The sequence below is a fragment of the Streptomyces sp. NPDC027663 genome, assembly GCF_055566415.1.
Map to the genome: position 1 here is coordinate 646,060 of NZ_JBVHSK010000003.1, position 22,542 is coordinate 668,601.

Below are 22,542 nucleotides of genomic sequence, written 5' to 3' on the forward strand. Positions count from 1 at the left end.
GCCGCCGACTCGGCAGACTGGCTTGCCCAGTTGTAGCCCGCGACCGGTACGATCCCGGGAAAGCCGCCGTCCCCCGTCAGAGCGCGGCATCATCCGCTACGAAGGTCATCCATGCCCCACAGCCAAACCTCTGCACCTCGCGACAGCCGAGCCGGCGTACGCCTTGCGCGCGGAGCATCGCCGTGGCTTCTTCCGACCGTCGCCACCGCGGCCCTCAGCCTGGCCCGTGCTCGCCGCTCGGGCGTGGCCAAGGCCGTTGCCGTGCCCGCCACCGCGCTCGCGGCGGGCATGCTGTGGTTCTTCCGCGACCCCGAGCGCGAGATCGCCGAGGGCCGGGTCATCTCGCCCGCCGACGGCGTGGTGCAGAGCATCATGCCGTGGAAGGACGGGCGCACCCGCGTCGCGATCTTCATGAGCCCGCTCAACGTCCACGTCAACCGCGCGCCCCTGGCGGGCACGGTGACGTCGGTCGAGCACATCCCCGGCGGATTTGTTCCGGCTTTCAACAAGGAGAGCGAGAACAACGAGCGCGTAGTCTGGCACTTCGACACCGAACTCGGCGACATCGAGATGATCCAGATCGCCGGCGCGGTCGCCCGCCGTATCGTGCCCTACCTCCCGGAAGGCACGAAGGTCGAACAGGGCGACCGTATCGGTCTGATCCGCTTCGGCTCGCGTGTCGACCTCTACCTGCCCGAGGGCGTGGAGGTCGCGGTCGAGGTCGGTCAGAAGACCGTGGCTGGGGTGACTCGCATTGACCGTGATTGATCCGGAGACCCAGGCAGGCTGGGTGCCCGAGGCCGACGAGGCCGACGACGAGGAGGAGATGCCTCTCTCGTTGCGCCTGTCGATAGCGGACACCCTCACCCTGGGCAACGCCACGTGCGGCTTCATGGCGGTGTACTTCACCACCACCGGCATCCTGATCCCGCACCTCTCGGGCGACGACTCGGGCATGGCCCGCAACAGCGCGGCCACGGCCGTGATACTCATGCTGTGCGCGGCGGTCTTCGACCTGTTCGACGGCCTCGTGGCCCGCAAGCTGCGGTCGTCGCCGATGGGTGCGGAGCTGGACAACCTCTCCGACCTGATCAGCTTCGGTCTGGCGCCCGCGTACTTCGTGCTCGTGTACGGCATGGTCGCGAGGGACGCGCACGAGCGTGTCGCCGCGGTGGGCGCGATCGTGGTGCTGTTGGCGGTGGTGCTGCGGCTTGCCCGCTTCTCGTGCGTCACCGTGAAGGACGGCACGTTCCAGGGCATGCCCTCGCCGTTCGGTGCACTCACGGTCGTCTCGATCGTGCTGCTCGAGCTGCCGTTCGAGGCGACACTGCTGGCGGTCGTCGGTACTGCCTGGCTGATGGTGAGCCGGGTCGAGTACCCGAAGCCGCGGGGCGTCCTCGCGGCGGCGGTGCTGGGCTGGATCGTTTCGGCCATGGGCCTGCTGGCGGCGTGGGCGTTCGACGCGCCGGGCGGCCAGGTGCTGCTGCAGATGGGCTGCGCGCTGCAGATCGTGATGGCGGCGACCATCCCTCTGTTCGCGACGGCGCGCCGGGTGAACACCTTCCGTGACAACCGGCGCGAGAGCCGTGAGGCGCGGGCGGCGCAGCTCCCGTAGCAACGGGCTCGTACGTGGCCTGAGGGGCCCGGACCGAATCACGATTCGGTCCGGGCCCCTCAGGCTTTCCCGCGGTGGCCCCCCGATGCCCTACCGGTCCGTTCGGAGCCGCTCGTACAGAACTGCACCGCGGGAAGCAGCCCGAACACCAGCCCTCCGCCCAGACCCGCCCAGCCACCGGCCAGCCCCCGACGCGTGCGGGAACGCTCACACCGCGGTTGCCTCGGTTGTCGGGCCACGGAGGTGAAACCGGAGGTCCGGGCAGTGCTGGAAGTGGCGACTAGGGGCGCCAGCCGCGTGCCTGTCGGCCGGCGATCCGAGCAGCCCACAGCCCCATCACGACGGACACGGCGAGCACCACGGTGACGGCGGTCGCCATGAGGTCCCCGGGGACGAAGTAGGTCATTCCTGGTCGGGCGACGGGTCGCGCGGTCCAGGCGCCGACGACGCACCCGGCCAGTGCGGCGAGCGCGAGCGGCGCGACGATCCCCCAGGCCGCGCTGCTGCGGAAGACGCGGTGTCCGCCCGTCAGCACGGTCAGCGGGGCCAGTGCCCGACCCTGGCGCAGAAACTCGGCCTTTCCGCCCAGGCCGATCGCGAGTACGAGGATCCCCGTCCCCAGCACGCCGAAGAGCCGGATCCACCGGCCCTGGTCCCGGTCCGGAATGCCGGACGCCAGCCACTCCTCCCCGGGGAAACGGACCTGGGCCCCGCGGGGATAGGCACGGTAGGAGGCTTCCTTGAGAGCGGCGACGGCGGGGACGCCGCCGTCAGCCCTCACCACCGCCAGGGTGTTGGTGCTCGGCACCGTCTGCTCGGCCAGCTCGGCGTTGTCGGCGCGGACCACCTTCAGATGGGTGCCGCCCTGCGTGTCCCAGTGGAGCAGTTCCTGCAAGCGCCGGTCGAGGACGACATCGACGCGGGCCGGTGTGGGCGAACACGGCAGCCGAAGCGCCTTCAAAGCGACGCACCCTCCGCTGATCGTGATGGGTCCGTCACCGGCGGCGGCGGGAGGCGCGAGGACGACGGGCACATTGCCCTCGGGCAGGGAGTCGAGATAGCCGGCGGCGTCCGTCGCGGAGACCGCCCCCCTGGGGCCGATCTCGGCCACGTTCCTGTCGGCGGCGCTGAGGATCTCCTCGATCTTCGCGTTGTAGGTCCCGAACATCGCCTGCCAGGCGAGGGCCTGCATGAAGACGATCAGCGCGACGGTCACACCGGTGACCAGGCGGGCGGTGGCCGCCGGGTCACGGCTGATGCGGCGGCCCGCGATCAGCGCACCGGCCCATCCCCGTTGGCGCCCGGTTCGCTCCAGGATTCCCCCGAGCTTGGCCACGACGACCGCCACTCCGGCCGGCAGGGTGAGTACGACGAGGGCAAGACCGGCCCAGCTGATCCACGTCCGGTACTGCGAACTGTCGCCGGCGAGTTCCGGACCGCGGCTGGCGAGCAGGATCGCCGGCGCGCTGAGGACGGCGAGGTAGCGCTGTCGGCGTGACCTGCTCGCGTTGGTGGGCCGGGTCCCCTTGACCCGGCCGGCCAGCTGATCGCTGATGACGGCGAGGGCCAGCGCCGTCAGCATGACGGCCACGGGAACCAGCAGTACCGGCCAGCCATGCCGACGCACGTCGGCGGATGACGTCACGTAGTCGACGAACGGGACCCGGATGTCGGCGAACGCGGCCGGGGCGAAGAACAGAATCGACGCGCAGGCTCCCGACATCACCGGTCGCACGGCATCGCCCACGGCGATCAGCGCGCGGTCGCGCCTCAGTCCTCCCAGGGCATCGACCAGGGCGCCTCTACGGTCGCGGCCCTGCGCCCCGGCGTGGAGCGCGGTGAACAGGAGCACGAGACTCGGCACGAGCAGCAGGCCGACGACAAGGCCCTGGAACATCCACTCGGGCTTGTCGTTGTCGCTCCCGGTTCCTGGCTGCAGGCCTTCGGCGAGCGTGCCTGCCTCGGGACCGAAACCGACCACGGTCTCGACCGGCGCCTCTGCCTTCATGCCCTTGGCGGGCCGGACGTAGGCGAGCCACTCTCCGGGGTCGTCCAACCCCTCCTGCCCGACCGTGCCCGCGAGTTTTCCGTAACGGCCGGCGATTCCCTCCGCGGCGCCGGCTCTCAGCAGACCGGGGGACAGAACGGCCTCGCCCGGCCCCGGCCAGCGCTCCACCCCTGGAGGAAGGGGGGCGTCCGGCGTCCGCGGCTCGATGAACACGACGCTGAAGAGCCGCTTCCCCTCCAGCGCGTCCGAGCCGACCAGCCACAACGTGGCCTGGGATTGCCGCGATTGCTCTGTCTGCCCCACCGGAGTCCTGGCTTCACGCCGCAGCTCCTTGCCGACGTAGGAGGCGTGCACCATCGTCAGCAGGCCCAGGCACATTGCGACAGCGAAGGCCGAAAGCGCAAGAGCCGCGGCCCTGGTGCCGGCGGACTCCGATCGTCGGCCGGCGTCGCGCCCCATGCGCAGCAGCTGACGGGACAAGCCGCCGTGTCCGGCCCCGCTCACGCCTCCACCGCCTCGCGCGCCCGGGCAGGAACCAGCAGACCTGCCTCCAGGCGCAGCACCCGGTCCGCCCGTGCGGCAACCTCGACATCGTGCGTCACCAGTACCAGCCCGCACCTGCGCCGCCGAGGGAGGTCGAAGAGCAGTTCCGCGATACGAGCGGTGGCGTCAGGGTCGAGGGAGCCGGTGGGCTCATCGGCCAGAATCAGCTCCGGCGAGTTGATCAGCGCACGAGCCACAGCAGTACGCTGATGCTCACCTCCGGAGAGTTCCTCGGTCGTCTCGGCCCGCGGAACGCGTAGTTCGTCCAGCAGTTCCTGTGCCCGGCGGTACCCGCCGGCACGGCCGGAACGCGACAGCAGCGCCGCCAGCGCCACGTTGTCCAGCGGGCTGAGTTCCGGCAGCAGCTCCCCGAACTGGAAGACGGTGCCGATCGTTTGGCTGCGCAGCGTCGCGAGCTGCCTGCCCCGCAGCTTCGTCACGTCGGCACCGGTCACCTTGATGCTTCCGCCGTGCGGCCTGACCAGACCGAGGATCGACGAGAGCAGCGTGCTCTTGCCCGAGCCGCTCGGCCCCGTGATCGCCACCGACTCCCCCGCATCCACGCTGAGTTGCAGGTCCTTGAACAGCGTCAGGTTCCGGACCGAGTGGTTCAGATCCTGAATGTGGAGTACCGGGCCGGGCGCGGGCCCGATGTCGGAGTTGCTCACGTGATGTGCCCTCAGGTAGCTGTTGCCGCGTCACCGTGTGACGTCGCGGTGGCGCCGCAGGGCAGGGGCGAGCCCCCTGTCCCGCGGATGGCGGGCTCTTCCGGTGAGCATGAAACAGCGTCCCCGTGAATAGTCCCCCGTTGCGCGAGAGAGGTCAGCCTCCCGCGATCGGTGTTGATGTTAAGCCAAGGCGATCACGTGACGAAAGAAGGAAACAAACATGCCTTCGGTACGTTCACGTTGCGTCACGAAGACAAATTGGACCTATGGAGCTCGATGGGTTTCTTTGACTCTGACACGTGAAGCGGAGTTGAGCCGATCGGAACAGTGCGTACACGAGCCCCCCGCACCTGTGAGCTGCGACACTGCGATACGCGGCACCTCGCATATACCACAACGGAGTTGACGGAAAACAGGGAATGTCCCGCCGCAATTGCGCTTGCCTGTCGTTGGCTTTGGCATATGATCTTGCACCGGTCGCGAGGAAGGCCGTCTCCTCGCTTCCCATGGGGGGCTCTGCAAACGAAGCCGCCAGGCCTGACCTGCCTGGCGTCGCCTTCCCATGGGTGCGTCACATCCGAGGGCCTTCGTCGTGATGACCGCCAATCGCAGCAGTTGAGTGCTGCGTCAAAGGGGAGAATCATGCAGATTTCCAAGAGCGCCAAGAAGGCCGCGATGGCAGTTGTCATGCTCGGCGCCATTGCGGGGGCATCGCCGGCCTACGCCGACGCCGGCGAGGACGTCACGTCCCAGCTGAACCACCACACGAACCCGAGAATCCACCTCGCTTACGCCTACAGCTTGCAGTCGAACGGCAACAAGAATGTCGCCGTTACCGACCAGCAGGCGGACGGCAACGGCGTCTACTCGGAGTTCGACCGCAAGAACACCAAGGGCCTCCGCCTCCTGAACAACCAGGGCGCGGGGAAGACCACGTACAGCGACAACTCCACCAGCAACTACGTCGTGAAGGTCACCGCCTGCATCCACTTCGACGGGAGCCCGGACAAGTGCGGTCCGGACGACCGGCCCGGCGACGGACGCTGATCCCATGCCCCGTGCGGCAGATGTGACATCTGCCGCACGGGGCATCCGTGCCCCCGGACATCCACGCGCCGCCGGCTGAAGGACGTTGTCTCCTCGGCCGCTTGCGCCTCCCTGGCCGGGGACACCCCTGACGCCGCCCGGCGTGTCCATGCCCGGAGGCGGCACAGGTCGCCTCGTGGCCGGGCCGGTTCCGTGGCCACGGCCGGGTCGTGCTCAGGCGGCGCCGACGGGGCACCGTCGGTCCCCTGCGACCTGATCCGAACGACACACCCCAGGGGCCGCGCCCCGAGGACGGTCAGGTCAGGAAGTCCCGCGCGATCGACTCCGCCACGCGTTCCAGGAGCGGACCCGCCTGGGCCATGGACTTCACCGGGTCCGGTTCGAGCGCCGACAGGGCGTACGCGCGACGGATGCCCGCGGGGGCCAGGGCCTCGGGGGGCAGGGCCAGACGGCCGCAGACCGCCACGACATCGATACCCCGGGCACGGGTCGCCGCCGCGACCCCGGCCGGGGCCTTGCCGTGCAACGTCTGCTCGTCCAGCGAACCCTCGCCGGTGATCACCAGGTCAGCCCGCTCCAGGGCGGACGCGAAGCCGAGCACGTCCAGCATGACCTCGATGCCCGCGCGGAACCGCGCGCCCAGCAGCAGGGCGCCGTACCCGATGCCGCCCGCCGCGCCCGCGCCCGGCGCGGCCGCGTACTCCGCCGCCCGCGGGCCGACGGCGGCCTCCAGGATCTTCGCGTAGTGGGCGAGGGCCGCGTCCAGCGCCTCCACGTCGTCCGGGGAGGCACCCTTCTGCGGCCCGTACACCGCGGGCGCGCCCTTCGGGCCGGTCAGCGGGTTGTCGACGTCGCTGGCGAGCACCAGCTCGACCGAGGACAGCCGCGGGTCCAGACCGGAGAGGTCCGCGCGGGCCAGGTCGGCCAGTCCGCCGCCGCCCGGCGCCACCGGCTCCCCGTCCTCGTTCAGGAACCGGGCACCCAGCGCGGCCAGCATGCCCGCGCCACCGTCCGTCGTGGCGCTGCCGCCGACGCCGAACACGATGGTGCGCGCGCCCGCGTCCAGCGCGGCGCGCAGCAGCTCCCCGGAGCCGTACGTGGACGCGGTCAGCGGGGCGAAGACACCGGCCGGCAGGCGCTGGAGCCCGCTCGCCTCGGCCATCTCCACGACCGCGGTGCCGTCGCGCAGCGCGAACGCGGCCGTCACCTCCTGGCCGAGCGGTCCGGCGACCCGGACCTCGTGCCGTTCGAAGCCGGCCGCGACGGCCGCGTCCACGGTCCCGTCGCCGCCGTCGGCCACGGGCAGCGCCTCGACCTCGAGATCCGGCACGACCCGGCGCAGCCCGGCCGTCACCCGCTCGGCGACCTGCACGGCCGTCAGCGAGCCCTTGAACTTGTCCGCGGCGATGAGCACCCGACGGTTCTCGTTCACTGCAGCGTCCGCCACCTTGTCTTCCCCTTGCTCTCCGGGCCCCGCACACGTCAGGGCCAGTCGCGCCGCTGTGACCATAACCGCAGGACACCCCCGCCGTCATGCCCCGCCCGAACCCTGGAAAGCCGCTGGGAGCCGGCCGGGCAAAGTGGGTACACCCCTGCCATGAGCACCCAGGGCACCGGACCGGACCTCGCCGACCGCATCCGCGGTGGCTGGCTCGGCCGGATCGCGGGCAACATGCTCGGCAAGCCGGTCGAACAGGGCGAGGTGTGGACGCGTGACCGCATCGACCGGTATCTGCGCCGGGCCGCGGCCCTGCCGCTGACCGACTATCTGCCCGAGCCCGCCGACCCGGCCGAGGCCGCGGTGATGCGCCCGGAGTGGCGTCAGTGCGTGCGCGGCCGGATCCACGGCAGCTGCCGGGACGACGACGTGGACTACGCGATCCTCGGCCTGCACCTGCTGGAGACCCACGGCTTCGGTTTCAGCACCGAGCAGGTCGGCGACCTGTGGCTGCTGAGGCTGCCGTACCTGCAGACGTTCACGGCGGAGCGGGCCGCGTACCGCAATCTCGCGAACGGGCTGAAACCGCCGCTGACGGCGACGTACGACAACCCGTACCAGGAGTGGATCGGCGCCCTGATCCGTGCGGACGTCTACGGCTGGACCTGTCCCGGCGATCCTGTCCGGGCCGCAGGTCTGGCCCGCCGGGACGCGGTGCTGTCGCACACCGGCAACGGCGTCTACGGCGCGATGTGGGCCGCCGCGCTGGTCTCGGCGGCGTTCACCGCCCCGGCCGTGCGGGACGCGCTGGAGACCGCGCTCGGGGTGATCCCGGCGAGCAGCCGGCTCGCCCGTACCGTCCGGCGGGTCACGAGCCTGCACGAGACGCGGCTGCCCTGGGAGGAGACGCTGGCGACGGTGTCCGCGGAGACCGCCGGGCTCGGCTGGATCCACACCGTCCCGAACGCGGCGGTCCTCGCCGCCGGGCTGCTGTACGGCGACGGCGACTTCACCCGGACCATCGCACTGACCGTGCGCGGCGGTCTGGACACCGACTCCAACGGCGCGACGGCCGGTTCGGTGGCCGGCGTCCTCACCGGCGCGGACGCCATCCCGGCCCAGTGGCAGGACCCGCTGGAGGACACGGTCCGCAGCGCGGTGTTCGGCTTCGACGGCGTACGGATCAGTGCGCTGGCCGAACGCACCCTGCGCCTGGCGACGAGCGGGACGTAGCGGCGGAACGGCTGGTTACCCTTCCTGGATGACCACCACTCCTGACTTCGCCGCGTACATCGCGAGCCTGCCCCGTGTCCTCGCCGGTGCCGCCGCGCTCTTCCGGGACGCCGAGGGGCGGGTGCTGCTCGTCGAGCCCAACTACCGTGAGGGCTGGGCGCTTCCGGGCGGGACGATCGAGTCCGACGACGGGGAGACCCCGCGGCAGGGCGCCCGCCGCGAGACGCTGGAGGAGATCGGGCTCGACCGGGAACTCGGCCGGCTGCTGACCGTGGACTGGGTGCACGGCGCCGGCCGGCCGCCGCTGGTGGCGTATCTCTACGACGGCGGGGTCCTGACGGAGGCCGAGCTGAAGTCCGTCCGCCTGCAGGAGGAGGAGCTGCTGTCCTGGCGGCTGGTCGCCCGCGACGACCTGGCCGCGCACCTGCCCGAGGCGCTCGGCCGCCGCGTGCTGACCGCCCTGGACGTCCTGGCGGACGGCTCGGGCACGGCGGAGCTGGAGAACGGCCACCGGGTGGCGTGACGCCTCGGCCCCGGTCCCCGCCGCCGCCCCTCCCGGCCCCGCGGCTCACCCCTCAAGGCCCGCCGCGGCTCAGCCCCGGGGTCCCGCAACTCCACCCATGAGGTCCCCAGCGGCTCAGTCCTCGGGGTCCCACGGCTCGGCCCGGAGGGTCCCGCGGTTCACCCCTCAGGGTCCCGCGGCTTGGCGTCCGTCTCGCGCAGCGCCTCGTCGCGGGCGGCGGTCCGTGCCTCCGTGCGGTGCCCGCGCTCGATGTAGTCCCGGACGACGAGCTCGACGGCGTCCTGGGGACTGCCCACCCCGGCGAGCACCATGACTTCCACGACGAGCTGGGCGTCGAGCGAGACTGTCACCTTGGCCATGCGCGGGACGCTAGCATCGGGGGCTCCCCTCGGGGACCCGAATCCGCCGACCCGAGGACCCTCCCGCGCCGATGCCCCAACCCGAAGAGCCCCATGAATACGACCACGACCGGGGCTGCCTGCGCCTGGTCCTGGCGGTGCCGCTGGCCCTCCTCACCGGTGCAGCCGCGTTCTGCTGCTGGTCCGCGCTGGTCACCCGACCGTCCGGGCCCTGGGACGACGACGCGTACGCCGGCATCGTCCTCGCGTGCGTGCTGGCCCTCGCGGCGGCGGCCGGGGCCGTGGTGCTGCGGCTGCTGCCCGGGGTGCGGCAGGTGCTGCCCTGGAGCTGGCTGGCACCGGCGCTGACACTGGGCACGGTGGCCGCGGTGCGCTGGGCGCTGCTGGGCTGAGGCCCGTGTCCGGTCGGCCGGCCGCCGTTTATCCGTTCGCGGGAGCCCGACGTCCCGCCCTACGCTCGGCTGCATGACCAAACCGCTCGTCGCCCTGTTCAGCGGGGCCGGTATCTCCACCGACTCCGGGATCCCGGACTACCGCGGTCCGAACGGGCTGTGGCGGCAGGATCCCGGGGCCGAGAAGCTCGTCACGTACGAGTACTACATGAACGATCCGGAGATCCGGCGGCGGTCCTGGCAGATGCGGCGCGGGACCCGCGCGCTCACGGCCGAGCCGAACGCGGCGCACCGGGCCGTCGCCGAGCTGGCGAAGTCCGGTGTCCCGGTGCGGGTCATCACGCAGAACGTGGACGGGCTGCACCAGCTGGCCGGGATGCCCGCGCGCAAGGTGCTGGAGCTGCACGGCAGTGCGCGCAGCGTGGTGTGCACGAAGTGCCATGTCCGGGGGCCGATGGAGGAGGCCCTGGCCCGGGTGGAGGCCGGCGAGGAGGATCCGCCGTGTCTGGTGTGCGGGGGCATCCTCAAGTCGGCGACCGTGATGTTCGGCGAGCGGCTGGACCCGGTGGTGCTCGGTGACGCCCTCGCCATCAGCAAGGCGTGCACGGTGTTCATCGCCGTCGGCAGCAGCCTGCAGGTACAGCCCGCCGCCGGGCTGGTGGGCGTCGCCGCGGACAACGGCGCCCGCCTGATCATCGTCAACGCCGAGCCGACACCGTACGACGACCGGGCCGACGAGGTGATCCGCGAACCGATCGGCACCGCCCTGCCCCGCCTGCTGCACGGACTGAGCGTCCGGAGCTAGCTCCGGGGACCGGCCCGACGGCCGGTCCCCGCCCAGGGGCGGGAGTCCGGCGTGCCGTGCCACGAGTCGGCCCGCCGTGCCGTGCCACGGGTCAGAACAGCGTTGCCCGCGCCTCGAAGTGGAGCAGGCGGCGCTTGCGGTCCAGGCCGCCGCCGTAGCCGGTGAGGTCTCCGCTCGCGCCGACCACGCGGTGACAGGGGACGATGATGCCCACCGGATTGCGGCCGTTGGCGAGGCCGACGGCGCGGGAGGCGCCGGGACTGCCGAGGACGGCGGCGAGTTCGCCGTAGGTGCGGGTCTCGCCGTACGGGATCCTGGTCAGCTGCTCCCACACGCTGCGCTGGAACGGTGTGCCGCGCAGTCCCAGCCGGACGGTGAACTCCTTGGACTCGCCGGTGAAATACGCGCTCAGCTGCTCGGCCGTCTCGGCGAACACGGGCAGGGAGTCGTCGCGCGGTCCGAAGGACTCCTCGCCGGGGCGGTGCCGTTGGCCGACCATGTACAGGCCGCACAGGGCGCCGTCGGCGTCGGCGACGAGGGTGAGCGGGCCGTAGGGGCTGTCGATGACCGTGTGCTGTTTCATGTCGCGGTTCCTCACGCGGGCAGGAAGTTGATCGGGTGGCTGTCGGTCGCCCACAGGTACTGCACCGCGTACGCCCGCCAGGGGCGCCAGCTCGCCGCGCGGGCGGTGAGCGCGGCCGGGGTGGACGGCAGGCCCAGCCCCTCGGCGGCGCGCCGGATGCCGAGGTCGGTGGGCAGGAACGCGTCGGGGTCGCCGAGGGCGCGCATGGCGATGACGTCCACCGTCCATGGGCCGAAGCCGGGCAGTGCGAGCAGCCGGGCGCGTGCCTGTGCCCAGTCGGCCTCCACGCCCAGGCGCAGCGTGCCGTCGGCCAGTCGGCGGACGAGGGTGGTGAAGGTGGTGCGCCGGGTGCGTGGCATCGCCAGCGTCTCGGGGTCGACGCCGGCCAGTGCCTCGGGGGACGGGAAGAGGTGGGTGAGTCCGCCTTCGGGGTCGTCCAGGGGCTTGCCGTGCGCGGTGACCAGGCGGGCCGCGTGGGTGCGGGCGGCGGCCGTGGACACCTGCTGCCCGAGCACGGCCCGGACGGCGAACTCGGCCTCGTCGACCGTGCGCGGCACCCGGCGGCCCGGGGCGCGGTCCACCAGCGGCGCGAGCAGCGGGTCGGTGCGCAGCCGGTCGTCGACGGCGACCGGGTCGGCGTCCAGGTCCAGCAGGCGGCGGCAGCGGCTGATGGCCACGGTGAGGTCACGCAGGTCGCTCAGGGTGAGCCGGCAGGCGATGTGGTCGGGGCGGGGGGCGAGGGCGGCGATGCCGTGGCCGTACGGCAGTCGCAGCGTGCGCCGGTAGGCACCGGTGCGAGTACCGCCCACGCCGTCCAGGCAGTCGGGGAGCCACTCCTCGACGCCCGGTACGGCGGTGGCGGCGAGGTGGCCGAAGAGGTTGGACGGGTTGAGCGGGGCGCGGAACGGCAGCCGCAGGGTGAGCACGCCCGGGGTGCCGGTGCCCGCACCGCTTCTGGGTGCCCGGGCGCGCAGCTCGCTCGGGGACAGGGCGAAGACCTCGCGGACCGTGTCGTTGAAGGTACGGATGGAGGAGAAGCCGGCCGCGAACGCGATCTCCGCCATGGGCAGCGGCGTGGTGTCGATGAGCAGCCGCGCGGTCTGGGCGCGCTGGGCGCGGGCGAGCGCGAGGGGTCCGGCGCCCAGCTCGGCGAGCAGCTGCCGCTCCACCTGCCGGGTGCTGTAGCCGAGCCGCGCGGCGAGTCCGGGTACGCCCTCGCGGTCCACGACACCGTCGGCGATCAGCCGCATGGCGCGGGCCACCAGGTCGGCGCGCTGGTTCCACTCCGGGGAGCCGGGGCTGGTGTCGGGGCGGCACCGTTTGCAGGCCCGGAACCCGGCCTGCTGGCAGGCGGCGGCGCTCGGGTAGAACGTCATGTTCTCCGGCTTGGGCGGCACGACCGGGCAGCTCGGACGGCAGTAGATCCGGGTGGTCAGTACGGCCGTGAAGAACCACCCGTCGAACCGTGCGTCCTTGGACTGCACGGCGTGTACGCAGTTCTCCCGGTCGAGGTGCATTGCTGTCCGCGTTCCTGCGTGCATCCCTGTCTGCATGCCTCCAGCATCGGCCACCGTGCACCCCGGCCGCTGGCGGAAATCCGACACGTACGTGGGCCTGGCCAGTAGTCCGACGGCCGTCGAGGCGGGCGCGGCGGTACCTGCCGGGACCGGTCTCAGCCGGCGTGTTCCTGGCGGAACCGGGTGATCCACTCGGCGGTGGCCCGCAGTCCGCCGAACGTGTAGAAGTGCACCTTGACCTCGCCGTGGCGTGCGACGTCGTACCGCTCGGCCAGCGTGTGCAGAAAGCGGTCCGGGCCCGTCGTACCCATGAGGTTGGTCAGCGAGAACCCGTACTTGCGGGCGACGGAGGCACTGGTGCCGATACCGAAGCGGGTGGCGTAGCCGAGCAGCCGGCGCACGCCGGCGGGGCCGGGGACGCCGATGCGGACCGGCAGGTGCACGCCCCGGGCGCGCAGGGCCTCGAGCCAGGTGAGGACCGGGTCGACGTCGAAACCGAACTGGGTGATGACGTCGCCGGTGAACCGGTGGGCGCCGATGGCCGCCGCCTTGTCCGTGAGCGCCGACCACAGGGACTGGTCGGTTATGCCGGGGTGGCCCTCCGGGTAGCCGGTGATGCCGACGTGCCGGACACCGTGGTGCTGGAGCAGCCCGGTGTGCAGCAGGGAGAGCGCGTCCGCGTAGGGACCCTCGGGCCGGGCGGGGTCGCCGCCGACGACGAACACGTTCTCGGCCGTACCGTCCGCGGCCAGCCCGGCCAGGAACTCCTCCAGGGCGGGCCGGGAGGGCAGGCGCCGGGCGGAGATGTGCGGTACGGGGACGAAACCGAGCCGTTTGACCGCGCGGGCGGCCGTCAGCCGGACACCGGTGTCCTCACCGGCCAGGAAGGTGATGTTGATGCGGGTGCCCTGCGGGATGCCGTCGCGCGCCTCCTCCAGCCCGGGCACGTCCTTGCCGGTCATCTCCAGGGAGAAGTCGTCCAGCAGGGAGGTGCTCCGCCCCGGGCTCCCGGCGCCGTGCGGGCGGGGGGTGCTGCCCTCGGGCGGGGCGGTGAGAGCGGGGTTCATCGTGCTCCTCGTACTCCTCGTACGGCTGTGGTCCTGACCCCGGCCGATGATGCCACGCGGTCCACCGGGGCCAGGGGCCAGGGGCGCCTGAGCGAGGGGCCGGGAGGGCGCCGGACCAGGGAGGCACCGGGAGCAGAACCAGGAGGGCGCCGGGACCAGGAGGGCGCCGAGGGGCCGGGAGGGCGCCGGACCAGGGAGGCACCGGGAGCAGAACCAGGAGGGCGCCGGGGCCAGGAGGGCGCCGGGACCCGTTATGGATCGGTGGTCCGTGCCTGCTTTGGCCCTGTTCACCGGACCATCGGGCGCGGCAGGGTGGTGTTTCCGATCAGCGAGGAGGTCCTGTTGAGCACGTCGTCGATCCCTGGTGCCCGAGCGGTGGTGGTCTGACCATGCGATTCCGGCATGCGGACGCGGTCTGGGCCGGGTTCCCGGAGCTGGCCGCCGGTGCGCTGTACACCGGCGGCGTCGGCGCAGCCGCGGACACCGGGCCGCGCGCCGCCGAGTACACCGCCCGGGCCGTGGCCCGGCTGACCCACGCCACCGAGGGCGAGTTTCCCGAGGTGCTGGCGTGGCGGCGGGCCTTCGCCCGGATGGGGCTGAAGCCGACGCAGTACCGGTCCGCCTCGGAGTCGCTGCTGCGCCGGCTGCGCAAGGAGGGATCGCTGCCGCGCATTCATCCGCTGGTGGACCTGTGCAACGCGATCTCGGTGGCGTACGCGGTTCCGGTCGCGGTCCTCGACGTCGACCGGATCGCCTGGCCGCTGCTGGAGGTGCGCCCGGCCCTCGGGGACGAGAGGTACACCGCGTTCGGCGGCGGCATCGAGCATCCCGCGCCCGGCGAGGTGACCTTCGCCGACTCGGCCGGGCGTGCGCACGCCCGGCGCTGGACCCACCGGCAGAGCGGACACTCGGCGGTCGGCGAGCACACCGGCCGGGTGCTGGTGGTGACGGAGGCCGTGCACGACGGTGGTGCGGAGGCCGTGGCCGAGGTGCTGAAGACGGTCGAGGAGGAGATGGCGGCGCACTGGGGGGCCGCGACGCAGTCGGCCGTACTCACTCCGGGTGCGCCCGAGTTCGTCTTCGGGGTGTGAGGGGGAGGGGAGGAGATGGCGGCACACTGGGGGGCCGCGACGCAGTCGGCCGTACTCACTCCGGGTGCGCCCGAGTTCGTCTTCGGGGTGTGAGGGGGAAGGGGTCGTGGTGCGTGGGTCGGACTTCCTGCAGTTGGCGGTGGCCGACGTCCCGGCCGACGGGAAGGCCGAGTGGCTGGCCGGGCGGCTGCGGCGGGCGATAGCCGACGGCCGGCTGGCGGTGGGCAGCAGGCTGCCGCCCACCCGGGTGCTCGCCGCGGACCTCCGTGTCTCCCGCGGGGTGGTGACCGAGGCGTACCGGCGGCTCGCCGAGGACGGCCACGTGGAGGGCCGTCGGCGGGGCGGCACGGTGGTGGTCGCGGCGCCGTTCGCGGCGGAGGCGGGCACCGCCGGCAGCGGGGGCGCCGGACGAGCGGAGTGGGACGGTTCCCTGCTCTTCGCCCGCGACCCCGGTGCCGAGGTCTTCGACGCGCTGCGGGCCGCGCCCGCCGCCGTCGACTTCACTCCCGGCCGCCCGGACCTCACCACCTTCCCGCGTGCCGCATGGCTGCGGGCCGAGCGTGCCGTTCTCGGCGAGCTGTCGGCCGGCCACCTCGGTTACGGCGACCCGCGCGGCGCGCCCGCGCTGCGGCGGGCCGTGGCCGACTGGCTGGCGCGGGTACGGGGCGTACGGGTCGAGCCGGACGCCGTGCTGATCGTCGCGGGCACCGCGCAGGCGCTGACGCTGTTGCACCCGGTGCTGCGGGCGGACGGTGTCGACGCGGTGGCGGTGGAGGAGCCGGGGTCGCTGGGCGCGCGCCAGCACCTGGGCAACGGCGGTCTGGCCACCCCGCCGGTGCCGGTCGACGAGGACGGGGTGCGGGTGGACGCCCTGCGGGCGACCGGTGCCGGTGCCGTCCTGCTCACGCCCGCCCACCAATTCCCCACCGGCGTGGTGACCAGCGGTGAACGCCGGCGCGAGCTGCTGGGCTGGGCCCGGGAGGGCGGGCTGATCCTGGAGGACGACTACGACGCCGAGCACCGCTACGACCGGCCGCCGGTCCCCGCCCTGCGGGCGATGCTGGCCGACCGCGTCTGCTACATGGGCAGCGTGTCGAAGCTGCTCGCGCCGGCGCTGCGGATCGGCTGGCTGGTGGCACCGGCCCGGTACCGGGCCGGGCTGGTCGCCGCCAAGCGCTTCAACGACCTGGGCAACGCGGTGCTGCCGCAGCTGGTGCTCGCCCGGCTGATGGAGTCCGGTGAACTGGAGCGCCATCTGCGGCTGTTGCGGGGGCGCCACCGCAGGCGCCGGGACGCGATGATCGCCGCGCTTGCCGGGCACCTCCCGGGGGCTCGGATCCACGGTGCCGCGGCGGGACTGCATCTGACGGTCACGTACGCGTCGGACGTGCCCGACACCGAGTTCGCCGCGGCGGCGCTCGCCCGGGGTGTGAAGTGCCATCCGTTGTCCTGGCACCGGCAGTTGCCGGGACCGCCCGGCCTGGTCCTCGGCTACGCGGCGACCCCGCCGGGTGTCATCGCCGAGAGCGTGGCACTGCTCGGCGGGACCCTGCGTTCACTGGGCGGACCGGCCGCCCGGCCCCCAGCTCGCCGCATCCTGACGGGACGCCAGGGCCCAGATGACGAAGATGTCGATCGCCATCACGACCAGCGACCAGATGGGCTGGTACGGCAGGAACAGGAACTGCGCGATGAGGCTGAGGGAGGCGAGGAAGAGACCGGTGAAGCGGGCCCACGCCATGTCCTTGAGCAGGCCGATACCGGTGACCACGGCCAGGACGCCGAGGATGATGTGGATCGTGCCCCAGCCGGTGAGGTCCCACCGGTAGACGTAGGTGCCGACGCGGGCGTAGACGTCGTCCGCGGCGACGGCGGCGATCCCCTGGAGGATGGCGAGGATGCCGCTGCACAGCATCAGGGCCCCGGCGAACGTGACACCTCCGGTCACCCAGTCGGCGCCCTGGTCCGCGGACTGCCGCGGTGACCGTGAACCGCCCGAGGGGGCCGGTCCGCCGGATTCGGCTGCCTGGCTCATGAGCGTGTCCTTTCTCTCCCTGTATCCATCCTTTTACATCCGTTTCTGTTCGCTTCTGTCCCCGTCTCCGTCCACCGCCCTTGCCCCCCGGGAAGCGCGCGGGCTCTTCGAGCCTCGACCGGCGGGCCTCCGGGCGCACCGCGGGCTACGCCGTCCGGGTGACGTCGAGGTCACCGCGATCCGGCGGCCCCGGAGGCGGCAGCGGGCAACCGTGCACACCGCCGCCCGGGCGGGCCGGCCTCACCAGGTGACGGGCAGGCGGAGCGGGAAGCGGCGGATGGTTCCGCTGTCCCACTCGATGTCCTCCGGCGCGACGGAGAGCCGCAGACGGGGGAAGCGGGTCAGCAAGCCGGTGACGGCGCTCTCCAGCTCCGCCCGTGCCAGCGGTGCGGCGAGGCAGTGGTGCCCGCCCCAGCCGAACGTCATGTGCGGGCGCACCGGCCGTTCGAGGTCGAGCGTGTGCGGATCGGGGAAGACGGCCGGGTCGCGGTTGGCGGCCAGGTAGGACACGTGCACGTAGTCGCCGGCGCGGATGGCGGTTCCTTCGACCTCCGCGTCCTCCAGCGCGAGCCGCGGGATGCCCACGCCCTTGCGGAAGGGGATGAACCGCAGCAGTTCCTCCAGCGCGCCGGGGAACCGGCCCGGGTCGCGCGCGAAGGCGGCACACTCCGCGGACCGGGTCAGCAGCAGGTAGGCGATGTTGCTGATCTGGCAGGTCGCGGTGTCGTTGCCGCTCAGGATCAGCGTCACGGCGAGGACCGCCAGCTCGTCGTCGGTCAGTGGCTCCTCGCCCTCCGGCACCGGGGCGGTGGCCATCGCGCTGAGCAGGTCCTCGCCGGGTGAGCGGCGCCGGGCGGGCACCAGTTCGGCGAAGTACGCGCGCAGAGCGGCCTTGGCCTCTGCCGCGTCCCGCCGGGCGTCCGGAGAGGTGGCCAGCAGCCTCATGGTGAGTCCCCGCAGCCGGTCACGGTCGGCCTCGGGTACGGCGAGCAGTTCACAGATCGTCAGATGGGGCAGCGGCACGGACAGATGGGTCACCAGGTCCGCGGGCGGCCCCGCCTCGGCCATGGCCGTGAGCAGCCCGGCCACCACCCGGTCCACGGCCGGCCGCATGGCCGCCACCCGGTCCCGGGTGAACGCCTGGGCCGCCGCGTGCCGCAACCGGGTGACGTGCGGCGGGTCCGTGACGTTGATCGACTCCGGCGACACGATGGGCTCGGGCGTCATCCTCGGGTAGTCGCGCCCGACGATCGCCGCCCGGCTGAACCTCGGGTCGCACGTCACCTGACGCACTCCGGCGAAGCTGGTCACCAGCCACGCCTCGGCCTCACCGTAGGGCAGCCGGATCCGGCACACCGGGCCGCGTTGCGCCAACGAGGCCAGTGCGGGATCGAATTCCAGCGCGTCGGCGAAGTCGAAGGGACAGTCGAGCACTGCCGTGTCGTGGAACGACATACAGCCTCCTTTGAGCGCTGCTGGGCACGTCGTACGCCAGGGCGTCGGCCTGGATGCAGTGGCCGTCACGCCTCTGGACAACGTTGTCCCAGCGACCCGACACCGCGTCGCCGCCGAGAGCGGCCGACGCCTCTCACTATCCGACGGTTCGGCACATCACGCAGAACGGGAGCCTCGGGCAACCAGCCGGCACGGGTACGTCGACGCACCTCCGCCGTCGTCGCCGGCAACGCCCTCGGAAATACCGGCAGTCCGGAATTCAATCGGTTCGGTTCACCCATACATATGCAGGTGTCCACCACTTGGGCTCATGGGCCGGCTGCGGCTGTGTGCGGACGGGGCGGTGCTGAGGAACTGCGCAGGTCTGGCGTGGTGGCGCCCACCACAACGACGGCGCCGAGGCACAGCAGGCCACCGCTGACGAGGGCTGCTGCTCCCGAGGTGGCGTCGGCGACGAGGCCGCCGCGCATGTTGCCGATGTCGGGTCCCGCTTGCCCGACGATCTGTTCGGCAGCGCTGACGCGGCCGAGTAGTTCGTGCGGGGTGTGCATCTGGACGACGGTGCTCCGGGAGATGACGGAGACGGTGTCGGCGGCGCCGGCCATGACGAGGAAGGTCAGACCGGCCCATGGGCTGGGCGAGAAGCCGAACAGTGTCAACGCTGCGCCCCAGGTGGCGGATCCGCCGAGCATGGCCAGGCCGGGGCGGGGGAACCGGGTGAAGGTTCCGGAGAAGAGCGACGCTGCCACGCCGCCGACGGCGATGGCTGTGAGGAACAGTCCGAGAGTGCGGGGGTTGCCGCCGAACCGTTCGGCGTTGATCAAGGGGAACAGGCTGATGGGCATGGACAGCACGGTGGTGGCCAGGTCTGTGAGCAGGGCCCCGCGAATGACGGGGGTGCGTGCCAGGAAGGCCAGACCGTCCAGCGCTCCGCGCAGGCCGGGCCGTGCGGGCTCGTCCCCGGGGGCCGTCTTCGGCAGACCGAACGCACCGTAGAGCGCGGCGGCGAAGGTCAGGGCCTCGATCAGGTAGCAGGCCCCGACTCCCAGCCCGCCCACGAGCAATCCGCTCAGTGTGGGACCGAGCAGCATGGCGCCCTGGAGGGCGATTCGTCTCAGCGCCAGACCTGCGGCCAGTTGATGCTTGGGCAGGAGGTGGGGAATGAAGGTGCGCGAGGCGGGGCCGCCGCCGGCACCGAAGCAGGACTGGAGTGCGACCAGCCCCAGAACGCCGGCGGCAGGAGCGTGCCCGAGGAAGCCCTGGAATGCGAGGAGCAGCGAACACGCGGCCTGTCCGCTGATCGTGACCAGGTAGAACTTCCGGCGGTCCACCCGGTCGACGAGCGAGCCGGCGAACAGCCCGAGGGCGATGAGCGGAACCGCCTGGGCCAGCCCGACGGCGCCTGTCCACGTGGCGCTCTTCGTCATCTGCCAGACCTGGAACATGACGGCGACGAGTGTCATCTGGCTGCCGAAACCGGACAGGGTCTGCCCGATCCACAACCGCCGGAACGGTGGTGACGACCGTAACGGAGTCACGTCGATCAGCGTGCGCTTCAGCTCCATGCGGGATCCTCCGCCAGCTTCTCGGCGATCCGGTCGTGGAAACTCTTGCGCTCCAGAGCCCGCTCGATGTCGGCGACGACCTGGGAGAGCGGGTAGGGGATCTCCGCCTCCAGGTCGGCGACGGCAGCCTCGGTGGCCCGCCATTCCGCCGCCAGGCGATCCACGATGCGGCGGGCTTTGCCGGTGAGCGTCACCTTCCTGGTGCGCGCGTCGTCGCCCACGACGGTCTGGACCCAGCCGGCCTTGCGCATCGCGGCGACTTTCTGGCTGAGTGCCGAATGCGTGCGCTGGACCGACTCGGCCAGTTCCGCGATGGTCATGGGTCCGCAGGCGTGCAGCCGGAGCAACTCCATCACGTAGCTGGACTTGAGCCCGTCGATCTGCTGCTCGGAGTAGACCTGGGCAATGTCGGCGTCCATGGACGCCTGGAGCAGGCGCAGGGGCCGCCAGAGGCTCTGCCGCGTCGGGTCGAGTGCATGGGGGTCGGCCATGAGAGGGCATCGTAACAGCACTTATATAAGTACTGTTGCTTTGGAAGCGACTACGGACGCCGCGGGCCCGAGATGTCCGGAACCGGTTCCAACATCACCGTTGTCACCGGCGGCCGAGTTGCCGGGCGAACGCCTCGTACGCCCGGTCGTCGAAGAGGACGAAGCGCGCCTCCTGCACGGCCGTCGGTGTGTTCCGGACGGTCTCCAGGGCGATCCGTGCGGCGTCCTCCATCGGCCACCGGTAGACGCCGGTGGAGACGGCCGGGAACGCGACGGTACGGGCGCCGAGTTCGTCGGCGACGCGCAGGGACTCGCGGTAGCAGGAGGCGAGCAGGTCCGAGCGGTCCTCGGCGGCGGACCAGACCGGACCCACGGTGTGGATCACCCAGCGGGCGTCCAGCTCGCCGGCCGTGGTGGCGACCGCCTGGCCGGTGGGCAGGCCCCTGCCGTACCGGGAGGCGCGCAGGGCGCGGCAGTCCGCCAGGACGGCGGGGCCGCCGCGACGGTGGATCGCGCCGTCCACTCCCCCGCCGCCGAGCAGGGAGGAGTTCGCCGCGTTGACGATCGCATCGGCGCTCTGCCGGGTGATGTCTCCCTGGACGAGGGTGATGGTGGTCATGTCTGCCTGAGTCTCCGCCAGACGGCCTTGGCCGCGTTGTGGCCCGACATGCCATGGACACCGGGTCCTGGCGGGGTGGCCGAGGAGCAGATGAAAACCGCCGGGTGGGGGGTGTGGTACGGGAACAGGGACAGCCTGGGACGCAGCATCAGCTGGAGCCCGGAGGCCGCGCCGCAGGCGATGTCGCCGCCGACGTAGTTGGCGTTGCGGGCGGCCATCTCGGCGGGGCCGGCGGTGGCGCGGGCGAGCACGCGGTCGCGGAAGCCGGGTGCGAAGCGCTCCAGTTGGCGTTCCATGGCGTCGGTGAGGTCCCCGGACCAGCCGCTCGGCACATGGCCGTAGGTCCAGAACACGTGCTTGCCCTCGGGGGCCCGGCTGGGGTCGGCCACACTGGGCTGCACGGTGATCATGAACGGTTTGTCGGGGGCGCGGCCCTCCCGGGAGGCGGCGCGCAGCGCGGTGCCGATCTCGGACTGGTCGGCGCCGATCTGGACGGTGCCGGCGACGCGGGCCTCGGGAGCGGTCCAGGGCACCGGGCCGTCCAGCGCATAGTCGATCTTGAAGACGCTGGGGCCGTAGCGGTAGTTCGCGTAGTAGTCGCCGAAGCCGGCGATCCGGGCGAGCGCGGTGGGCGAGGTGTCGAAGACGTAGGCGCGGGCGGGCGGCAGGTCGTCCAGACGCTTGACCTCGTAGTCGGTGTGGATCTCACCGCCGAGGTCCGTCAGGTAGGCGGCGAGGGCGTCGGAGATCGCCTGGGAGCCGCCGCGGGCCACCGGCCAGCCACGGGCGTGCGCGGCCAGGGCGAAGACCAGTCCCACGGCGCCGGTGGCCGGCCCGTTCAGCGGCGCGATCACGTGGGCGACCAGGCCGGCGAAGAGGGCCTTGACCTGCTCGTCCTTGAAGCGGCGCATCAGCCAGGTGGACGGCGGCAGCCCGACGAGGCCGAACCGGGCCAGGGCGACGGGGTCACGCGGGAGCGCGGTCAGCGGCAGGGACATGAAGTCCCGGACAAGGGTGTCCCAGCGGGCGAGGAGCGGCTCGACCAGTCTGCGGTAGGCGCCCGCGTCCCGTGGTCCGAAGGAGGCGGCGGTCTCGGCCACGGACCGGGACAGCACGGCCGCGCTGCCGTCCGGGAACGGGTGGGCCATGGGCAGCGGGGCATGCAGCCATTCGAGGCCGTACCGGTCGAGCGGCAGGGCGCGGAACGCCGGGGAGTTGATACCGAGCGGGTGGGCGGCCGAGCACGGGTCGTGCCGGAAGCCGGGCAGGGTCAGTTCCTCGGTGCGCGCGCCGCCGCCCACCGTGGAGTGCGCCTCGAACAAGGCCACGGAGAAGCCGCGGCGGGCCAGCTCCACGGCAGCGGTCAGTCCGTTCGGTCCCGCACCCACCACGACCACATCGAGCATCGACGGCACCTTCGGACCCCTTCGTCAGCCGACGGCCAATCAGGATCAGGATATGCCGGGGCGGCGACGGTCACCCGGCCCG

At 72.3% G+C, this 22,542-nt stretch carries 21 protein-coding genes and 1 pseudogene; 9 read left to right on the forward strand and 13 right to left on the reverse strand.

Annotated elements, in window-relative coordinates:
* Positions 1-111 precede the first annotated feature (111 nt).
* Together ACZ4SF_RS12220 and pssA are read left to right on the forward strand one after the other, a co-directional pair.
* The gene (locus tag ACZ4SF_RS12220; RefSeq protein WP_468381937.1) at positions 112-768 is read left to right on the forward strand and encodes a phosphatidylserine decarboxylase; all 657 of its coding nucleotides are present in this window, start codon (positions 112-114) and stop codon (positions 766-768) included.
* Positions 755-1,615 carry a CDP-diacylglycerol--serine O-phosphatidyltransferase gene (pssA, locus tag ACZ4SF_RS12225; protein WP_468381940.1) on the forward strand — a complete coding sequence of 287 codons (861 nt, stop codon included), beginning with the start codon at positions 755-757 and terminating at the stop codon, positions 1,613-1,615. The genes ACZ4SF_RS12220 and pssA overlap by 14 nt, the downstream gene beginning before the upstream one ends.
* Positions 1,616-1,895: 280 nt before the next feature.
* Here pssA and ACZ4SF_RS12230 read toward each other — a convergent pair whose 3' ends face one another.
* Both ACZ4SF_RS12230 and ACZ4SF_RS12235 read right to left on the reverse strand, forming a co-directional pair.
* The gene (locus tag ACZ4SF_RS12230; RefSeq protein WP_468381943.1) at positions 1,896-4,001 is read right to left on the reverse strand and encodes a hypothetical protein; all 2,106 of its coding nucleotides are present in this window, start codon (positions 3,999-4,001) and stop codon (positions 1,896-1,898) included.
* A 122-nt stretch (positions 4,002-4,123) separates the two neighbouring features.
* Entirely contained in the window at positions 4,124-4,834 is a 711-nt protein-coding gene (locus ACZ4SF_RS12235; RefSeq protein WP_468381945.1) for an ABC transporter ATP-binding protein, read from the reverse strand.
* A 642-nt stretch (positions 4,835-5,476) separates the two neighbouring features.
* On the opposite strand from ACZ4SF_RS12235, the gene ACZ4SF_RS12240 reads away from it, so the two are divergent.
* Positions 5,477-5,881 carry a hypothetical protein gene (locus ACZ4SF_RS12240; protein WP_468381948.1) on the forward strand — a complete coding sequence of 135 codons (405 nt, stop codon included), beginning with the start codon at positions 5,477-5,479 and terminating at the stop codon, positions 5,879-5,881.
* A gap of 295 nt (positions 5,882-6,176) precedes the next feature.
* Here the strand turns inward: ACZ4SF_RS12240 and ACZ4SF_RS12245 are convergent, their stop codons facing one another.
* Positions 6,177-7,295, reverse strand: a complete 1,119-nt coding sequence (locus ACZ4SF_RS12245; RefSeq protein ID WP_468382509.1) for a glycerate kinase — start codon at positions 7,293-7,295, stop codon at positions 6,177-6,179.
* A 183-nt stretch (positions 7,296-7,478) separates the two neighbouring features.
* On the opposite strand from ACZ4SF_RS12245, the gene ACZ4SF_RS12250 reads away from it, so the two are divergent.
* Positions 7,479-8,552 carry an ADP-ribosylglycohydrolase family protein gene (locus ACZ4SF_RS12250; protein ID WP_468381949.1) on the forward strand — a complete coding sequence of 358 codons (1,074 nt, stop codon included), beginning with the start codon at positions 7,479-7,481 and terminating at the stop codon, positions 8,550-8,552.
* Positions 8,553-8,580: 28 nt separating this feature from the next.
* Complete coding sequence (locus ACZ4SF_RS12255; protein ID WP_468381950.1) at positions 8,581-9,075, forward strand: NUDIX domain-containing protein; 495 nt, start codon at positions 8,581-8,583, stop codon at positions 9,073-9,075.
* 158 nt (positions 9,076-9,233) lie between these two features.
* Here ACZ4SF_RS12255 and ACZ4SF_RS12260 read toward each other — a convergent pair whose 3' ends face one another.
* Positions 9,234-9,434, reverse strand: coding sequence for a type II toxin-antitoxin system VapB family antitoxin (locus ACZ4SF_RS12260; protein WP_468381953.1), 201 nt, complete (start codon positions 9,432-9,434; stop codon positions 9,234-9,236).
* A 71-nt stretch (positions 9,435-9,505) separates the two neighbouring features.
* Here ACZ4SF_RS12260 and ACZ4SF_RS12265 point away from each other — a divergent pair, with 71 nt between their 5' ends.
* Positions 9,506-9,826, forward strand: a complete 321-nt coding sequence (locus ACZ4SF_RS12265) for a hypothetical protein (protein WP_468381955.1) — start codon at positions 9,506-9,508, stop codon at positions 9,824-9,826.
* A gap of 73 nt (positions 9,827-9,899) precedes the next feature.
* Entirely contained in the window at positions 9,900-10,631 is a 732-nt protein-coding gene (locus ACZ4SF_RS12270; RefSeq protein WP_468381958.1) for an SIR2 family NAD-dependent protein deacylase, read from the forward strand.
* Positions 10,632-10,722: 91 nt separating this feature from the next.
* Here ACZ4SF_RS12270 and ACZ4SF_RS12275 read toward each other — a convergent pair whose 3' ends face one another.
* The 3 genes from ACZ4SF_RS12275 to ACZ4SF_RS12285 all read right to left on the reverse strand — a co-directional run bounded on the left by ACZ4SF_RS12275 (position 10,723) and on the right by ACZ4SF_RS12285 (position 13,693).
* Positions 10,723-11,214: a methylated-DNA--[protein]-cysteine S-methyltransferase gene (locus tag ACZ4SF_RS12275; RefSeq protein WP_468381960.1), complete on the reverse strand. Its 492-nt coding sequence runs from the start codon at positions 11,212-11,214 to the stop codon at positions 10,723-10,725.
* 11 nt (positions 11,215-11,225) lie between these two features.
* A complete protein-coding gene (locus ACZ4SF_RS12280; protein WP_468381963.1) occupies positions 11,226-12,731 on the reverse strand; it encodes an AlkA N-terminal domain-containing protein in 1,506 nt (501 codons plus the stop codon).
* Positions 12,732-12,886: 155 nt separating this feature from the next.
* Positions 12,887-13,693: a methylenetetrahydrofolate reductase gene (locus ACZ4SF_RS12285; RefSeq protein ID WP_468382512.1), complete on the reverse strand. Its 807-nt coding sequence runs from the start codon at positions 13,691-13,693 to the stop codon at positions 12,887-12,889.
* A gap of 494 nt (positions 13,694-14,187) precedes the next feature.
* Between ACZ4SF_RS12285 and ACZ4SF_RS12290 the strand changes: the two genes are divergently transcribed.
* The gene (locus ACZ4SF_RS12290; RefSeq protein WP_468381966.1) at positions 14,188-14,889 is read left to right on the forward strand and encodes a B3/B4 domain-containing protein; all 702 of its coding nucleotides are present in this window, start codon (positions 14,188-14,190) and stop codon (positions 14,887-14,889) included.
* 106 nt (positions 14,890-14,995) lie between these two features.
* A pseudogene (gene pdxR, locus ACZ4SF_RS12295) lies at positions 14,996-16,450 on the forward strand (MocR-like pyridoxine biosynthesis transcription factor PdxR); the annotation flags it as partial.
* On the opposite strand, the gene ACZ4SF_RS12300 reads toward pdxR, so the two are convergent.
* The 6 genes from ACZ4SF_RS12300 to ACZ4SF_RS12325 all read right to left on the reverse strand — a co-directional run bounded on the left by ACZ4SF_RS12300 (position 16,445) and on the right by ACZ4SF_RS12325 (position 22,460).
* The gene (locus tag ACZ4SF_RS12300) at positions 16,445-16,924 is read right to left on the reverse strand and encodes a DUF7144 family membrane protein (RefSeq protein WP_468382514.1); all 480 of its coding nucleotides are present in this window, start codon (positions 16,922-16,924) and stop codon (positions 16,445-16,447) included. The pseudogene pdxR and the gene ACZ4SF_RS12300 sit on opposite strands and share 6 nt — an antisense overlap.
* Before the next feature lie 240 nt (positions 16,925-17,164).
* The gene (locus ACZ4SF_RS12305) at positions 17,165-18,379 is read right to left on the reverse strand and encodes a cytochrome P450 (protein WP_468381968.1); all 1,215 of its coding nucleotides are present in this window, start codon (positions 18,377-18,379) and stop codon (positions 17,165-17,167) included.
* A 308-nt stretch (positions 18,380-18,687) separates the two neighbouring features.
* On the reverse strand, positions 18,688-19,944 hold the full coding sequence (locus ACZ4SF_RS12310; RefSeq protein WP_468381971.1) for an MFS transporter: 1,257 nt from the start codon (positions 19,942-19,944) through the stop codon (positions 18,688-18,690).
* Entirely contained in the window at positions 19,935-20,435 is a 501-nt protein-coding gene (locus tag ACZ4SF_RS12315) for a MarR family winged helix-turn-helix transcriptional regulator (protein WP_468381974.1), read from the reverse strand. Before ACZ4SF_RS12315 ends, ACZ4SF_RS12310 begins: the two co-directional genes overlap by 10 nt.
* Before the next feature lie 103 nt (positions 20,436-20,538).
* Entirely contained in the window at positions 20,539-21,054 is a 516-nt protein-coding gene (locus ACZ4SF_RS12320; protein ID WP_468381976.1) for an O-acetyl-ADP-ribose deacetylase, read from the reverse strand.
* Positions 21,051-22,460 (reverse strand): phytoene desaturase family protein, encoded by a 1,410-nt coding sequence (locus ACZ4SF_RS12325; RefSeq protein WP_468381980.1) that lies wholly within the window; start codon positions 22,458-22,460, stop codon positions 21,051-21,053. Before ACZ4SF_RS12325 ends, ACZ4SF_RS12320 begins: the two co-directional genes overlap by 4 nt.
* Positions 22,461-22,542: the final 82 nt, after the last annotated feature.

What these genes read in the sequence shown, in the direction of transcription:
- ACZ4SF_RS12220 (WP_468381937.1), top strand. Translation starts at nt 112, where the DNA reads ATGCCCCACAGCCAAACCTCTGCACCTCGCGACAGCCGAGCCGGCGTA.
- ACZ4SF_RS12230 (WP_468381943.1), bottom strand. Translation starts at nt 4,001, where the DNA reads ATGTGCCTGGGCCTGCTGACGATGGTGCACGCCTCCTACGTCGGCAAG.
- ACZ4SF_RS12240 (WP_468381948.1), top strand. Translation starts at nt 5,477, where the DNA reads ATGCAGATTTCCAAGAGCGCCAAGAAGGCCGCGATGGCAGTTGTCATG.
- ACZ4SF_RS12250 (WP_468381949.1), top strand. Translation starts at nt 7,479, where the DNA reads ATGAGCACCCAGGGCACCGGACCGGACCTCGCCGACCGCATCCGCGGT.
- ACZ4SF_RS12255 (WP_468381950.1), top strand. Translation starts at nt 8,581, where the DNA reads ATGACCACCACTCCTGACTTCGCCGCGTACATCGCGAGCCTGCCCCGT.
- ACZ4SF_RS12260 (WP_468381953.1), bottom strand. Translation starts at nt 9,434, where the DNA reads ATGGCCAAGGTGACAGTCTCGCTCGACGCCCAGCTCGTCGTGGAAGTC.
- ACZ4SF_RS12265 (WP_468381955.1), top strand. Translation starts at nt 9,506, where the DNA reads ATGCCCCAACCCGAAGAGCCCCATGAATACGACCACGACCGGGGCTGC.
- ACZ4SF_RS12270 (WP_468381958.1), top strand. Translation starts at nt 9,900, where the DNA reads ATGACCAAACCGCTCGTCGCCCTGTTCAGCGGGGCCGGTATCTCCACC.
- ACZ4SF_RS12275 (WP_468381960.1), bottom strand. Translation starts at nt 11,214, where the DNA reads ATGAAACAGCACACGGTCATCGACAGCCCCTACGGCCCGCTCACCCTC.
- ACZ4SF_RS12280 (WP_468381963.1), bottom strand. Translation starts at nt 12,731, where the DNA reads ATGCACCTCGACCGGGAGAACTGCGTACACGCCGTGCAGTCCAAGGAC.
- ACZ4SF_RS12285 (WP_468382512.1), bottom strand. Translation starts at nt 13,693, where the DNA reads ATGACCGGCAAGGACGTGCCCGGGCTGGAGGAGGCGCGCGACGGCATC.
- ACZ4SF_RS12290 (WP_468381966.1), top strand. Translation starts at nt 14,188, where the DNA reads ATGCGATTCCGGCATGCGGACGCGGTCTGGGCCGGGTTCCCGGAGCTG.
- ACZ4SF_RS12300 (WP_468382514.1), bottom strand. Translation starts at nt 16,924, where the DNA reads ATGAGCCAGGCAGCCGAATCCGGCGGACCGGCCCCCTCGGGCGGTTCA.
- ACZ4SF_RS12305 (WP_468381968.1), bottom strand. Translation starts at nt 18,379, where the DNA reads ATGTCGTTCCACGACACGGCAGTGCTCGACTGTCCCTTCGACTTCGCC.
- ACZ4SF_RS12310 (WP_468381971.1), bottom strand. Translation starts at nt 19,944, where the DNA reads ATGGAGCTGAAGCGCACGCTGATCGACGTGACTCCGTTACGGTCGTCA.
- ACZ4SF_RS12315 (WP_468381974.1), bottom strand. Translation starts at nt 20,435, where the DNA reads ATGGCCGACCCCCATGCACTCGACCCGACGCGGCAGAGCCTCTGGCGG.
- ACZ4SF_RS12320 (WP_468381976.1), bottom strand. Translation starts at nt 21,054, where the DNA reads ATGACCACCATCACCCTCGTCCAGGGAGACATCACCCGGCAGAGCGCC.
- ACZ4SF_RS12325 (WP_468381980.1), bottom strand. Translation starts at nt 22,460, where the DNA reads ATGCTCGATGTGGTCGTGGTGGGTGCGGGACCGAACGGACTGACCGCT.